This is a genomic window from Granulicella sp. L46, from assembly GCF_009765785.1.
Classification (GTDB): domain Bacteria; phylum Acidobacteriota; class Terriglobia; order Terriglobales; family Acidobacteriaceae; genus Granulicella.
Genome location: NZ_LMUT01000018.1, coordinates 1 through 13,174, shown reverse-complemented (window position 1 = coordinate 13,174; position 13,174 = coordinate 1). Strand labels below are relative to the sequence as shown.

Annotated in this window: 9 protein-coding genes; 4 read left to right on the top strand and 5 right to left on the bottom strand. The window is 53.7% G+C overall.

Annotation, left to right across the window (positions count from 1 at the left end; translation table 11 throughout):
- Positions 1 to 153 precede the first annotated feature (153 nt).
- Together GSQ80_RS18860 and GSQ80_RS18855 are read left to right on the top strand one after the other, a co-directional pair.
- Positions 154 to 345, top strand: coding sequence for a hypothetical protein (locus GSQ80_RS18860; RefSeq protein ID WP_158789225.1), 192 nt, complete (start codon positions 154 to 156; stop codon positions 343 to 345).
- Positions 346 to 1,021: 676 nt separating this feature from the next.
- On the top strand, positions 1,022 to 1,357 hold the full coding sequence (locus tag GSQ80_RS18855) for a potassium channel family protein (protein WP_158789224.1): 336 nt from the start codon (positions 1,022 to 1,024) through the stop codon (positions 1,355 to 1,357).
- A gap of 432 nt (positions 1,358 to 1,789) precedes the next feature.
- Here the strand turns inward: GSQ80_RS18855 and GSQ80_RS18850 are convergent, their stop codons facing one another.
- The gene (locus GSQ80_RS18850) at positions 1,790 to 3,370 is read right to left on the bottom strand and encodes an arylsulfatase (RefSeq protein WP_158789223.1); all 1,581 of its coding nucleotides are present in this window, start codon (positions 3,368 to 3,370) and stop codon (positions 1,790 to 1,792) included.
- Positions 3,371 to 3,413: 43 nt separating this feature from the next.
- Positions 3,414 to 4,409 carry an OmpA family protein gene (locus GSQ80_RS18845; RefSeq protein ID WP_158789222.1) on the bottom strand — a complete coding sequence of 332 codons (996 nt, stop codon included), beginning with the start codon at positions 4,407 to 4,409 and terminating at the stop codon, positions 3,414 to 3,416.
- Positions 4,410 to 5,373: 964 nt separating this feature from the next.
- Between GSQ80_RS18845 and GSQ80_RS18840 the strand changes: the two genes are divergently transcribed.
- A complete protein-coding gene (locus GSQ80_RS18840; protein WP_158789221.1) occupies positions 5,374 to 5,976 on the top strand; it encodes a hypothetical protein in 603 nt (200 codons plus the stop codon).
- A gap of 1,304 nt (positions 5,977 to 7,280) precedes the next feature.
- On the opposite strand, the gene GSQ80_RS18835 is transcribed toward GSQ80_RS18840, so the two are convergent.
- The gene (locus GSQ80_RS18835) at positions 7,281 to 8,612 is read right to left on the bottom strand and encodes a transglycosylase SLT domain-containing protein (protein WP_158789220.1); all 1,332 of its coding nucleotides are present in this window, start codon (positions 8,610 to 8,612) and stop codon (positions 7,281 to 7,283) included.
- Between the two features lie 688 nt (positions 8,613 to 9,300).
- On the opposite strand from GSQ80_RS18835, the gene GSQ80_RS18830 reads away from it, so the two are divergent.
- Complete coding sequence (locus tag GSQ80_RS18830) at positions 9,301 to 10,188, top strand: hypothetical protein (RefSeq protein ID WP_158789219.1); 888 nt, start codon at positions 9,301 to 9,303, stop codon at positions 10,186 to 10,188.
- Positions 10,189 to 10,239: 51 nt separating this feature from the next.
- Here GSQ80_RS18830 and GSQ80_RS18825 read toward each other — a convergent pair whose 3' ends face one another.
- Together GSQ80_RS18825 and GSQ80_RS18820 are read right to left on the bottom strand one after the other, a co-directional pair.
- Complete coding sequence (locus GSQ80_RS18825) at positions 10,240 to 10,626, bottom strand: response regulator (protein ID WP_254059775.1); 387 nt, start codon at positions 10,624 to 10,626, stop codon at positions 10,240 to 10,242.
- A gap of 1,212 nt (positions 10,627 to 11,838) precedes the next feature.
- Positions 11,839 to 12,012, bottom strand: a complete 174-nt coding sequence (locus tag GSQ80_RS18820; RefSeq protein ID WP_158789217.1) for a hypothetical protein — start codon at positions 12,010 to 12,012, stop codon at positions 11,839 to 11,841.
- Positions 12,013 to 13,174 lie beyond the last annotated feature (1,162 nt).

Genomic DNA, 13,174 nt, shown 5'->3' with positions numbered 1-13,174 from the left:
TAGGCAGTACGCACACAAATTCATCAGGGCCCAGGCCACCAAAATGGCTTGTACTAGGAATCACCAAAAGGTGTGCTTCGCAGCCCGAATCGGGCCGCTCGTAGCGTTTGCTTCTGAGGAGTCAACATCAAGCCCGGAGTAGTCAGCCTGTCTATGGCTATTATTTCCGCGCTTGATGGCCATGGTTCTTCTAAAAACGCTGACGCTAAGCCCTATCTCGTCGATGGGAAGATGACCGGAGGACTCGCTACGTTGCAAATCCAGCAAAATATGGCGACACGGGCGTCGAAAGCCACCTTTCGCTTGCTCAGCGGTGTCTTTGCTGAGATCCCGGCCGAGACATGAATCCTCCAATGTCGCCGAAGATGTAGACCGACGCTGACGGCTCGCTCACTTCGGAGACATAATTGCTCCCCGCGTAAGAAACGAAGCAAACTGATTTCATCCGGAGATTGGACGTTTATCTGGTGATTCGACTGTGTTCACTGAAAACAGACAATGTCGTCGATCTCGGCCACGGGTAAGCGCACGTGGCCTCCTCCAACTATCGTCGCCGCCTGCTAGACTGCAAGTCTGTCTTCGATAGTGTGTAGTGATTAGAAGTGAGTGGACCATGATTCTGCCAGATTTATCACGCAAAGACCGAAGACGATGGGCCATCCAAGAGAGCCGCGTTCTAATTGCGCAGACATGGGAATCGCAGCTAAATCTATCGCTGTTTCTTGGTTTAGTGGTATTCACTGTATTTGTAATGCCAGTCCTGGGCCTCGAGCGTCCGTCTGCCCGGTTTGTACGAGACGTAGTTTTCTCAGTGATTCTAATCTCAGGCGTAGCGATCGGGTGGGGCGAGCGCACGCTCTTCGTCTTCAGTTCGTTCATCGCAGCGGTCGCCCTGATCATACGATGGTCGGCGTGGTATATCCCGACTGACACGTTTAGCCTTTGGCGAGAGGCATCTACGCTTGCGAGTATCATGCTCGTTTGCGTTATCCTTCTTTCGCAAATATTACGCGCTGGAAATATGACTGCTGCGCGTGTACAGGGAGCAATTGCCGTCTATTTGCTTCTCGGCTTGGCCTGGGCGCACGGTTATGAAATTGTGAATCGTCTGATTCCCGATTCGTTCCATACTTCCGTCGGAAGTTTTTCCTCCGTCTCTGAGTGGTACTACTATAGCTACTCGACCCTGACCACCCTCGGATACGGAGATATCGTGCCGATCAAGCAGGTGTCTCGAAGTCTTGCAACTGGGGAGGCCCTGACAGGGCAGCTATACTTGACCGTTTTGATTGCGCGGCTCGTTGCCTTGGAAGTGATGTCTTGGAAGCCTGATTCGACCGATCAAGCCGAAAAATAGGGCCCTCTTTTGGGTTGATGCGTGATAAACCCCGGCTCCCGCCGCAATGATCGGGCTACTCTTTGCAGGCCGAGCTATCCGTACGATCGAGGATCAAATGAGATCGCTTAGCGGCATGAATCGGCGTTTCCCGAAATTCGGATGTCTCATGCGCTCCCGAACCCAAATTTGCCAAACGGCCGCCGAGCGAGAAGACCAACTGTACGTTCCGATCGAAATACCAACTACACAGATCGTCTACTCATCGAAGGCTTCTTCCGCAGAAATGTTTGGCGTTGAAGTCAGTTGCGCGGGTGACAAATCGACAGCGCATGCTGACCCCGATGACCTTAGTATCTTCTTGCATTTTTGCATTCGGAGAGAGTTTCGTGAGCTCCAGTTCAGACCAGGTACATGGGCACCCATTGCTGGGTGCCCTGCTTGTACTCGACCCTACTTGGCTACTGGTTGGGCCTTCCCTGCTGCTGCACTCTTTGCCTTTGCTGCGGCTGCTGCCGCCTGTGCTGGGCCGAGTGACGCCATTACCGTATCCAGGTTGAAGGAAGCTGCCTTCTGGCGTGGCGGGAATTTAACGAAATTCGCTACCTGGCCAGCCACGATTGCCTGGGCTGCATAGAGATACGGAGCATGATCCACCATCCAGTCCATATAGGTATTGGAGTTGAAGTCGGCGCGCTCAAACGGATCGCGACGCAGGTGAAAGATATATGGAAGGCGCAGTTTGGTAAACGGATTGGCCCAGAGCTTCATCGTCCCGGGCATCTCCTGAATCTCAAACGACAACTTGTAGTCGCCTATACGAATAGCCATGATGCCACCATCGTCGCTGACGTAGAAGAAGTGAGTCCTGGGACTCTCCTTCACTTCACCGGTGAGATAGGGCACCATATTAATTCCGTCAATGCAGACGTTAAAGCTCTTGTCACCGGCGCTGAAGCCATCCATCAGCTTCTGGTTTATGTCCGGATCGCCCGCTGCGGCGACAAGGGTGGGCAGCATATCCTGGTGGCAAACGACTCCGTTGAGGGTGGAGCCGGCCTTGATCTTACCGGGCCAGCGCATAAAACACGGGACACGCCATGCACCTTCCCAGTTCGTGTCCTTCTGGCCACGGAATGGTGTGTTGCCGCCGTCGGGCCATGTGTCGTTCTCCGGCCCATTGTCGGTCGAGTACATGACGATGGTGTTATCTGCGATTCCAAGCTCGTCGAGTTTATCGAGTAACTGACCAACCTGCTCGTCGTGGACGACCATCCGGTCGCTGTAAGGATCCTGGCCGCTCTTGCCGATGTTCTTCTCAGCGACGTGCGTCCGGAAGTGCATAGCCGTGGAGTTGTACCACAGGAAGAAGGGCTGATTCGCTTTGGCCTGGGTTTCCATCCACCCGAGCGCGGCTGCGGTGATCTCCTCGTCGACGGTCTCCATGCGTTTTTTTGTGAGCGGCCCTGTGTCTTCGATGGTCTGCTTGCCAATGGGTCCGAACCGCGGGTCGTCGGGCAAGGTGCTAACGGTGTCCGTGGCTTTGCAGTGGAGGACACCACGCGGACCGAAGGCAGCGAGGAACTTCGGGTCCTTAGGATAATCCGGAAGCTCGGGCTCTTCTTCAGCGTTGAGGTGATACAGGTTGCCGAAGAACTCGTCGAAGCCGTGAACCGTAGGCAGGAACTCGTTCTTGTCGCCGAGGTGGTTTTTACCGAATTGGCCGGTGGCGTAGCCGAGCGGCTTGAGCATCTCCGCGATGGTCGGGTCTTCTGGCTGAAGGCCCAGCGCGGCGCCAGGCATGCCAACCTTGGTGAGCCCTGTGCGGAGCGGGTTCTGGCCGGTGATGAAGGCGGCGCGCCCGGCGGTACAGCTCTGCTGACCATAGTAGTCGGTGAAGACGACGCCTTCGTTGCCCACGCGGTCGATGTTAGGGGTGCGGTAGCCCATTTGGCCGCGGCTGTTGAAGCTGATGTTCCACCAGCCGATATCATCGCCCCAGATAATTAAGATATTGGGTTTTTCAGTAGCCATGTCTTCCTCCATTTCAGGTTATGTTACGTGGCAAGCTTCTGCGTTAGATATTCTGACTGAGGCCTTTATTGACAATGACCTTCACGTCCACTCTCTGGTTTATGTCTCGCCCCTGGGCGTCGGTGTTGGTCGCGGCGGCGTGCGTGGCGCCATAACCCGCCGGCGCAAGAACGCGCCGCATAGGAACATTCGCCTGGTTGCGCAGGTAGTCCGCGACCGCCGCCGCTCGTGCGTCGCTGAGTTGCTGGTTCACTGATTTTGTTCCGGTGCTGGAGGCGTAGCCGGTGATCTCAATCATGTAGTTTTGAGTGGCCATTGCATCGCTGGCCAGCTTGCTGAGGGCAGCTTTATCATCGGCGGACAATACAAACTGGCCAGTGTCAAAGAAAACCGCGGCCTCGCCCACAGTCGTGTATTCGCCAAGATCAGATACACGCTGATTGACCTGAGCAACTTCGGAGGCATTGATGACGGTGCCGGCGGCCGCGGCTGTGGCAACCTGGCCTGCAGCATCCGCCGTACCCTGCGCTTGGTTCGCAGAGGATTGTGCTTGATTGGCAGAAGACTGTGCGGCGCCAGCTGCAGTCACGCCCTGATCTGCGGTAGTCTGAGCCTCTCCCGCGGCAGACTTGTTGGCGCGAATCTGTTGTTCCTCAGCCATTTCAATATCAAATACGTTGGGATCAAACTTGATCGTTTTTGCGTCGAGATACCCTTGGGCGTTTCCCACCCCATCAACCGTGATGGTCAATCCCGGAAGCATCGCGGACGCGTCCATGCTGGCGGGACGCAGTCTGAATGCTCTTTCACGGTCAAACTTAGTATCGTCCGTAAGAGTGACAACAGCTGGGTTGCCCTGCTTCTTCACTGTGATTTTAATCAGGTCTCCACTGCGGGAGACAATCGTGCCCGTTACCTTAGCCTTTTTACCCGCTGTGAACTGCTGTCCGGACATGGATGCTTGAGATAGGCTTGCAAGCAGAACCGTGCAAGCAACCTGAAAAACGACGCGCTTTGAATGCCTGATGGCGACCTTCATGGAATTATCTCCACATGTACCAGCATTTGCTGACACATATTCGTTGAGTCCGGCCGAAGCCGGACGATTCAATTGACGCTCAGTCAATCCAAGTCGCTCCCTACTGACATCGAGAAAGTAGCTGCGACGTATCGAATGATTGGCCCGCTTGCCCGAAATACTGCGGCACACGCGTGCAGCCTGACGATCTCCCTCCTCCCATGGCGCCATAGAAAAGTGGAAACGGCCCACGAATTCGAAGAGAGAAAATGCAAATGATTACATCTCCATTTACACGGTCCAACCTTAATTGTTCCCAACCGCAGTAATAATAATTTTAGAAGTTCGATAAGGGAGAGATGGCATCGGAAGAACCCAAGCGTATGTGCGTGAATATGAAGGTCAGCTGATAGCGACGAGAGAATCGTTCACGGTCGCGGCGAACCGCCTATTTAATTATTCACTTCGGTTTTGGTTCGATTGGGAACTATCGGATGCAGAAGATGTATACGTCATTGAAACATCAAATCGAGGTTTTCGCCTCACCCTGGCCATTTGGAAACAACTGCAAACTAGTTTGATTGATTAGTAAAACGGGCCACTGCCCGGTCTGGGATGCGAAGTTCGATTCGCTACGAAAGAACGGGAGCCCAACCGGGAAATAGGCGTGACGAATTTCAACGCTACGAGGTGTTGACCAGCTGTTACATCTGACAGTTCACACCTATTTCACGGGCGCCCATAATGCCGATACGAAATCATTTCAGCACATCCGCCAAACCCAACTAGAACCGGCGGGGAAGCGAAAGGACGACAGCTTTGAAGAGAGAGGTCGGTTCCTGACCATTTCCTTCAACGGGATGCGCGTAGCACTTCAAAGAGCAATGACGGGAACGCATGGACCGGAACAACGCTCAGCCGCCTTCACCTGCCATACCCGAATTAGATTGCCCATGCTCTACAGAGCCACAGACTGGAGAAAACAATGTACAGGCAAACGACACTCTCAAAGGCTTTCCTCAGCGCTGGCCTTCTAGCCGGATTGTGCATCGGTTCTACGTTGCCGGCATTCGCGGGAACGAAGAATGAAACGATTGAAGCTCAAGCGATGGGAACGGGAACTCAACTGGGAGCAAACATTGGAGTGACTCTGAACATCTATGATTACTCAACTCCCGCTGACAGGCAGATTCTCATTACGGCCTTTAATAAAGGCCAAGGCCAGGGGTTGTCGAACGCGCTTCAAAAGATGAAGGCAGTAGGCCATGTAGAGATTACCGGAACTCTGGGTTACGACTGCTCCTATATCAAGATGACTCCAACCCCGACCGGACGAAAGATAGTCTTCGTGACCAATCGCCAAATCCGGTTTGGTGAAGCCTTCTTCGATACGCAATCGCAGTCGTTCAATTTGACCGCGGGCGTCATTGAAATCAACGATCAGGACAAGAGCAAGAGCACAGGTGTCTTATACCCTGCCGCGGAACTAGTGCTCGATAGCCAGGGGCAACTGCAATGGGATCTGACACAAAACCCCTGGAAATTGGTCGATGTACTCGACTGGGCAGGAACTCCTGGCGTTAATTAGGATCATTTACCGGGCTCGACATTGTTCTCTTCCATTAATCCTGACTGACGACACGGGCATTTTCATCTTGCGGCAATTACCCTTGAGCGTCGAATGCGAGGTACTATGAAGATCCAACGAAGCTCCGCGCTCAAGTTCTCTGCCCCGCTACTTGCCTTCTCTTTGCTGTCGGCTGCCATGGCGGCTCAAAGCAGCAAGGACGTCTGCTCAGACCCGTCTCCTGCTCAGATGTGTACGCCTGCCAATACCTGCGGTTCCGCCTCTAATCCGTGCAATGTGAATGTGAAGCGGACCTCGGATGGTGCGTCCTCGACCCCAAGCATTCCGCACGCCAAGGGTAATTCCCTATTCTGTATGAGCGTGGGAACCTCCGTGACATGGAAAACGACCGATAAAGGAGACGGGTTTGTCATCGATCCTGGATCGTCATCACCGTTCGACCCGACCGGCGCCATCAGGGGCGGGTCTGCTCACCCAGTTTCGGTCGTCGCCAAGAGAGCAGGGTGTTTTAAGTACTCTGTGAGCGCCTGCCATCCGGGCGAAGTGTACGGAATGTGTGGAACCGCAAACCCTGTGCTCATCGTCTTCGATAAGAAGTGACCCCCTGTCAGCCTTCCGGTCTTATAAACCCTAATACCTGGTAACCATTGGCTACGAACGGCCGCAAAGCCTGTATCGTAGCCGCCTGGGTGCAGTAATGATTCTCTGGCCACACTGAAACCGACTGACTAAGGGGCTTCATCGCTGCACCGGAAATGTCCCGGGGTTTTCACATTTCCCGTCGGCGCACAGTCTTTCCTGCTCTCCATGTGATGCAGTTTCATCATCACTCGTAATAGGCGATCGATATGCTAGTTTTCCGTTAATTATCTGGGACTACCAAAGTCAATACTCGAAGTTCAGTTCGACCAGTATTGAGGGCAAGTGCAATTTCCCCAACTAGATTCATTCAGCCAGCGCTGATTGGGAACATCAGAACAGTACCGCTAAGACCCCCCAAAAAACAGATAAACAACGTTGGTCTAGGTGCACACTTCTACTTCTCTATCGTCCACGACAAAGCTGGGATCAAGGAACGACCCAGAAAGGGCTTTGACCTTACAAGAAGAACGGATTAAGAGAGAACAGAAATAGGCAACCTCATCATGGCCACCGAAATCAGGCAGGGGTCCGCAGCGACAGGCCTTAAGGTAAAGTCTGCGACTTACTCGAAATCCGAAACCTGCAATCCCATGTTCCCTAACAATTGGTATCGCGCGAAAATCAACTCCGCCTCGCACTAACTCGAGAATGCGGCGTGAAGCTCACTGCAGCGATTGTCCCTGGGCGACGACGAGTTTGTAGGCGACGTAATATTTGTAGATGTTGCTGACGTATTGGACCGTGATGGGGCCCACGCTTTGGCCGACCAGCAACTCGACGTTACCAAACCACTTGTTCGGGTCCAAGCCAGCCGCTGGCGCTTTCTTGCGGAGATCTGCGATGCGATTCGGGCCGGCGTTGTAGGCTGCGAAGGTGAACAGTAGACGGTCAACAGGATCTATTTTGGGGTCATTGAAGTATTTGTCTGAGATATCACGCAGCTCCTTGACCGCTGCGTGAATATTGCTATCGGCCGTCGTGACGTCGGGAATATTGATGGGGGCGGCGGCGGCGAGGGCCGGTTTCAACTGCATGATGCCGACAGCGCCGCCGGGGCTTCGCGCGGCCTGGTTCAGCATCGACTCCTGATAGCCTTGCGCGACAATCATCAGATAGTCGAATCCGTATCGGCCTGCGTACTTCTTGAAGTAGGCGACGGTCTCGTTGAATTTTTTGAGTTCGGCTTCGGAGGTCGCATTCTTCACGAATTGATCCTTCTGGAGATAGCGCCGGACGACCGTATTGCCGAAGGATGTTCCGACAGCGCGCGTCTTGATGAATTCGTCCAGGAGCGATTTTAGTTGGGGATTGTTCTTTCTGATCGCCCACGCTAGCTGGCCTTCGTCGCCGATGACGAGGGTCGGATAGGGTTTGATGTTGGGCAGGACCTGTGACCAGAGATCGGCGCGCTGGGTGGTGGTGACGGTCGCGGGAATTAGGCCCGCGTTGACCATTTCCAGCAAGTCTTCGTCCATCAGGCTCTTATCAGAGTTCTCTATCTGGATCATGGGCTTGCCTTGCTGCTTCAGTGAGGCGTTCACGGTGTTGAGGCTTTGGGAGTAGGTGGTGAGCGGGTTGACGAAGATTTTCTTGCCGGCAAGATCACTGAGAGAGGTGACAGGTCCGAAGCGGTTGCCGGTGACAACGATTTGTTTGACGTCGGTCTCAATGGGAAGAGTGAAGGCGACGCGCTGCTGGCGCGCGGGCGTGACGACTAGTCCGAAGGCAATGACGTCGCCGACGCCGTCGTTTAAGGCGGCCTCGACTTGATCAGGGCGGACGGGGATGAAGGTGATGTCGACGTGTTGCCGCTTGGCGCGCAGTTTTTCATTGAGGAATTGCTGAAAGGTGTTGAGCGCCTCATAGTAGATGCCTTCGGGACGTCCGTTGACGTAGAAGAAGCCCGTGCGGCTGTAGAGGACGAGCGCGCGAATGGTCTTGCGCTGGACCATGGCGTCGAGGTCGTCGGTGTGACGCTCGAAGGTCAGGGGCAATGCGGCTTGTGAGGGCCCCTTAGGATGCGCGGTGTCAGGTACCGACTGAGCAGAGGCTGGCACCCATATTGGCCCCATGCAGAAAAATAGAAGCAGCAACCGAAGCGACGGTATGCTCGCTTGCATACGACCAGTGGCGGTTCGTGAAAGCATGTAGCACCTCGTACTCATCGATTGTGATCCTATACCCGCACCAGCGACTCCAGCCGAATGAATGAGTTTTCGCCCCGCGACAAAATCGCAATTCGCATTTCGGGTCAGCGGTTCATCACTCCGTTTTCGCTCGTCTATACTCCAGTCCCCTGACTTAGAACTGCCCAAACCGGAGAAAAACGGATCGGTCTATCAAGGTTCAATAATTTCCCGCGTCTGAGAATCTTTTCCGCTGTGGTTAGCGATGCATTAACCAACTGGCCGCAGGCCAGTCCGCCGGGGATGGTGAACCCTACACGGACTGGTAGTTTTACTAGTATCAGAACGGCTCGACCTAGGCGTACAGTAGGAATGCGAATGAATTCATAAAGCCATTCCGCGTCGAGAACTCCGTCCCAGCCTGCGTGCGAACAATCTGGTGCGCTTCGAGCTCCGAGTCGGCGCGCCACTATTCAGCCGCGGCTGCCCGCTCATTTCAGAGGAGCGACACTGTTCGTACGAGTCCGTTAGCAAAATCTGTACTGATTGGATAAATGTGAACTTCAAGAGGTCACACGTTTCATCGCTCGTGGTTTTTTCTGTTTTGCTGGGCCGTCCTCTCTTCGCACAGACCTTTGCAGCCCCCAAAGTTGCGGAGTTTGTCGCCCCTACACCCGTCGCGCTCTCGTCTTCTACTCCCCCAGCCTCACCGGGCTATTTTCCCGCGCCAAAGCTGACGGCCGATGTCGCGGACGGTCCCGTTCCACCTCACGAAACTGCGAATAAGCCCTTTTCTGCGATCGGTATCGACGTAAAGATCGGTGCGGGCGGCATCGGGTTTGATGTAGCCACTCCCCTTGCGCGCAAGTTCAATCTGCGCGGAACCGGTTACTTCTTCAGGTACAACACCACCATTACAGAGAACTACGTTTCTTATGGTGGGGATATCCAGCTCGCCTCGGGGGGCCTCAGCCTCGACTGGTTTCCATTTGCGGGGTCATTCCACGTCACCGGTGGGTTTCTCGCATACAACGGCAATGAACTCACCGGTAGAGGCAGCATTAATCCCAACGAGAGCTTCACCCTCAATGGAAAGACTTATTACAGCAGCGCAACAGATCCAGTCCATGCCTCCGCCAGCCTGGTTTTGGGCAGCAAAGCCGCTCCTTCCTTCAGCGTCGGCTGGGGAAACATTGTTCCAAGAAAAGCAAACAAACACTTCAGCGTTCCGGTCGAACTAGGTTTCGCTTACGTTGGGTATCCTCACGTTGATCTCGGTTTCAACGGCTCCACCTGCGATGCCTTGGGTGAGGCCTGCCAGACCGTGGGGAACAACCCTACCTTTCAGCAAGACCTTGCGGCTCAAAGAACCAAGTACCGGGACGACCTCTCGGCGTTTAGGTTTTATCCGATTGTCTCGATCGGCTTCGGGTACAAGTTTTAGAGCGAACAGTGCCAAGAATAGAATGATCGATCATGTTGTCGCCGTTGCTACTCAAAACGTCCAGTCCGGAAGTTGCTGGCGAATGTGTCGGAGCAAATCAGCCGGGTGAAGCGGCTTCGCTAGGAGACTGAAGTCATACCCCTTCTCGCGAGCTACACAAAGAAGGTCCAGTGTTTGTGCATGCCCAGAGAAGAGCATTATCTTGCAGTCGGGACATTCGTTTTTAAGCGTGATGGCGAGGTCCACACCGGAGAGTTTGGGCATCATCACATCCGACAAAAGCATGTCTGGCGCTTCAACGCGGGCGGCGTCCAGCGCTTCAATCGGGTTCGTGAAAGGCTTTGCGGCTAAGCCATTCTTGCGCAAAATCGCAGCCAGCGTCTCAGCGATAATGTGTTCGTCATCGACAATGAAAATGCTCGGTAGATTATCTTGCACGTAGACCTCGATCGAGTCAGCGTAGCACCGATATATTTCGCTTTCAGTCCGATACCGGACACAAGCAAATTGCATCCGAGGCAGTGCTCACACTCCTGAGCCGCGTAGCAGATTGAATAGTAAGACATAAGCGATCTCCACGCTGCGCTCCGTGTACCGCAACGGAATTAGATCTCACTATGGACTTCGTGTATGGAGGACTCAGGCGGCTCGCCTGGACCCTACCCAGTCATTTCGTCCGCATGAGAGGAAAATGTACGGCATGCCAAAAGGACCGCTTGCTCATGCAGATGTTAGTCCACACCGGAGTCGTCACCAATTAAGTCATCGTGACGATCGATCCGTCGCATCTCTTTCTGGCGTGGTCAACATGAGGACTCTGCCCGGGGTTCAATAAAAGTGATACAACCGGCAACCGCAGTATCGGCAACGGAATGGGAGTACACGCAGGAGACTCAGAAAGTAATCAAGACGACTGGCACGTGCGCGTCTGACGTAACCGTCCGTCTTGCAGACGCGACAAGTTTGCAACATCTCACGCATCTGCCCTCGTGCAAACCAAAAAGCCCCAAGGAAAAGGGGCCGGAGTGTCACAATTTCCATTGATGCGCCAGTCTAACCATTCCTGCGCGTCCTTAGCAAATCAGCCGGATCTTCTGACTTTCACCTCGCACGCTGGCATGTCCGATTGCCTTGCTAGTTTGTCGTTCCAGGTTGATGTATTCGCGCTTAGGTCTGAGTTCAGGCAATTCTTCCGCCACATATCCTGTGATCGTGCCATCCGAGAATGTCACAATGAGACCATCTTCGCTGTCACTATCGAAATATTGGTTTTCATGGGCACAGGATAAGCCCGATCTAGCATCTGGTCTGTGCGCCATTACTCATCGCTTCAAAATTCGAATTGATCTTCCGCGAGATTTAGGTATCTTCTTGACGACAACATCACAATAGATGAGCCATGTATCGGGATCGAGCCATGTATCGGGATAACCGAGCCCGATTGTTCAATCTGCTGTCAAGCAACTCCGCCCATACCGTCTCCCTTGTCTCATCAACACCACCTCCAGATCAGATAGTGTTGCATCGACCCGTTGAGACCGCCCGACTTTCGAGGAAGTTCGTTTGAAAGTGGGCCACCATTTAGGACAGCATTTCTTTTCGTATGGGTGCGGAACGCTCCCAAATTGGGAAGGCTCCTTCGCTGATCATTTACTCCGTTTCCTTTCTGGGAACTAGGTGGGTTGGAGTTAGTATTTCCCGGTTCGGCCTGAGTTCGATTAACTCTTCGACCACATATCCAGCGATCGTGCCATCCGAGTATGCAACGATGATGCCATCATCGCCGTCTTTAGCCACTGTCAGAATGGTGATAGGTTCTGCCATACCGGCAACCTAACCATCTCGGTGATCGTTGTCTGTTCAATATGGATCATTGCGCTGGGGCATGCCTCGGAACCCGTCAGCAGCTTCTGTTGTGGCCTGAGTACTCCTGCAAAACGGTGTTTTCCCAAACTGCGGCGAAGTTGCCGAAAACCCGACTTTTGAGGATGTAGGAGGATCAACGCAAACCATTAGGCTCTTTCAAAGGTTTTACGAGACCACGGAAGATAATCCAGGCAACGACCGTCCAGCACAAAATCGGAAGGAGGAAAGACCAATTGCGCAGAATGAATTGGTTCCGCGCCACGGGTCCGGTCCAACTACCTTGGTCCGGCCTCGCGTAGGTCATAAATATGGAATAGCCCCAATACGTGATGCTCAGAAGCACTGACATTGCCCCGGCAAACGTAGCAAGTGCCGCAATTCTTTTTGCTAGCTGCCGCGAAGGTCCATAGGTCATGTTCTCCGATGACGGTCCGGGACGGCAAAGAGCCACCAGGAACAGGATCAGAGCCACGTGGGACATTAGAGCTATACCGTCCCACATGATGCCTGCAACTCGAGGGTTTTGAATCCAACCCCAGGTTTGTCTCGCCAGAGTCTCGCCACTCAACTGCCGAAGGAAGGGTAACCGTTGAACTGCACGCACAAGTAGATATATCTGCGGGACCGCAAGAAGTAGGCCATCAACGCACGCTGTCGTGAGCGCCAATGATCGAAGCCATCCCGAAATGAGTGGCTTGGTATTTGTAATGCCCAAGACCCAGAGAAGGGCTGGAAATGGGATCAGGAACAATGAATTACCTGCGATTTCAGTCGCCGCCAGCCATTGCGAATGGTCAATCTCGGCAACCAGTCGGATTTGACTAGCGACCCAATGCAGTCGCACGAGCGTTAGGGCAAGTGCCACCATCAGTGCCGTCGTCTTTATGTCTTTCAGCACGATCCGTTTTCCCTTTGGGTGAAAGGAAGATTGTACTTGGCCAAACTGCTTGGGCGATGCTCCCAAAAAACGGTGTTTTCGGAAACTTGGTGATAGCCCGCACTAGCCGAGATAGCCGAACGTACAGATAATCCGGCATGGTGGGCTCTCACGATCGGAAGGCGGTCATCAGCCATCAGGTATCCACTTTGCCTTCGACACGATAACCCGCAACCAGACGAG

Bases quoted from the DNA above. Each gene is read 5' to 3' on its own strand.
- GSQ80_RS18860 (WP_158789225.1), top strand. From the start codon at position 154: ATGGCTATTATTTCCGCGCTTGATGGCCATGGTTCTTCTAAAAACGCT.
- GSQ80_RS18855 (WP_158789224.1), top strand. From the start codon at position 1,022: ATGACTGCTGCGCGTGTACAGGGAGCAATTGCCGTCTATTTGCTTCTC.
- GSQ80_RS18850 (WP_158789223.1), bottom strand. From the start codon at position 3,370: ATGGCTACTGAAAAACCCAATATCTTAATTATCTGGGGCGATGATATC.
- GSQ80_RS18845 (WP_158789222.1), bottom strand. From the start codon at position 4,409: ATGAAGGTCGCCATCAGGCATTCAAAGCGCGTCGTTTTTCAGGTTGCT.
- GSQ80_RS18840 (WP_158789221.1), top strand. From the start codon at position 5,374: ATGTACAGGCAAACGACACTCTCAAAGGCTTTCCTCAGCGCTGGCCTT.
- GSQ80_RS18820 (WP_158789217.1), bottom strand. From the start codon at position 12,012: ATGGCAGAACCTATCACCATTCTGACAGTGGCTAAAGACGGCGATGAT.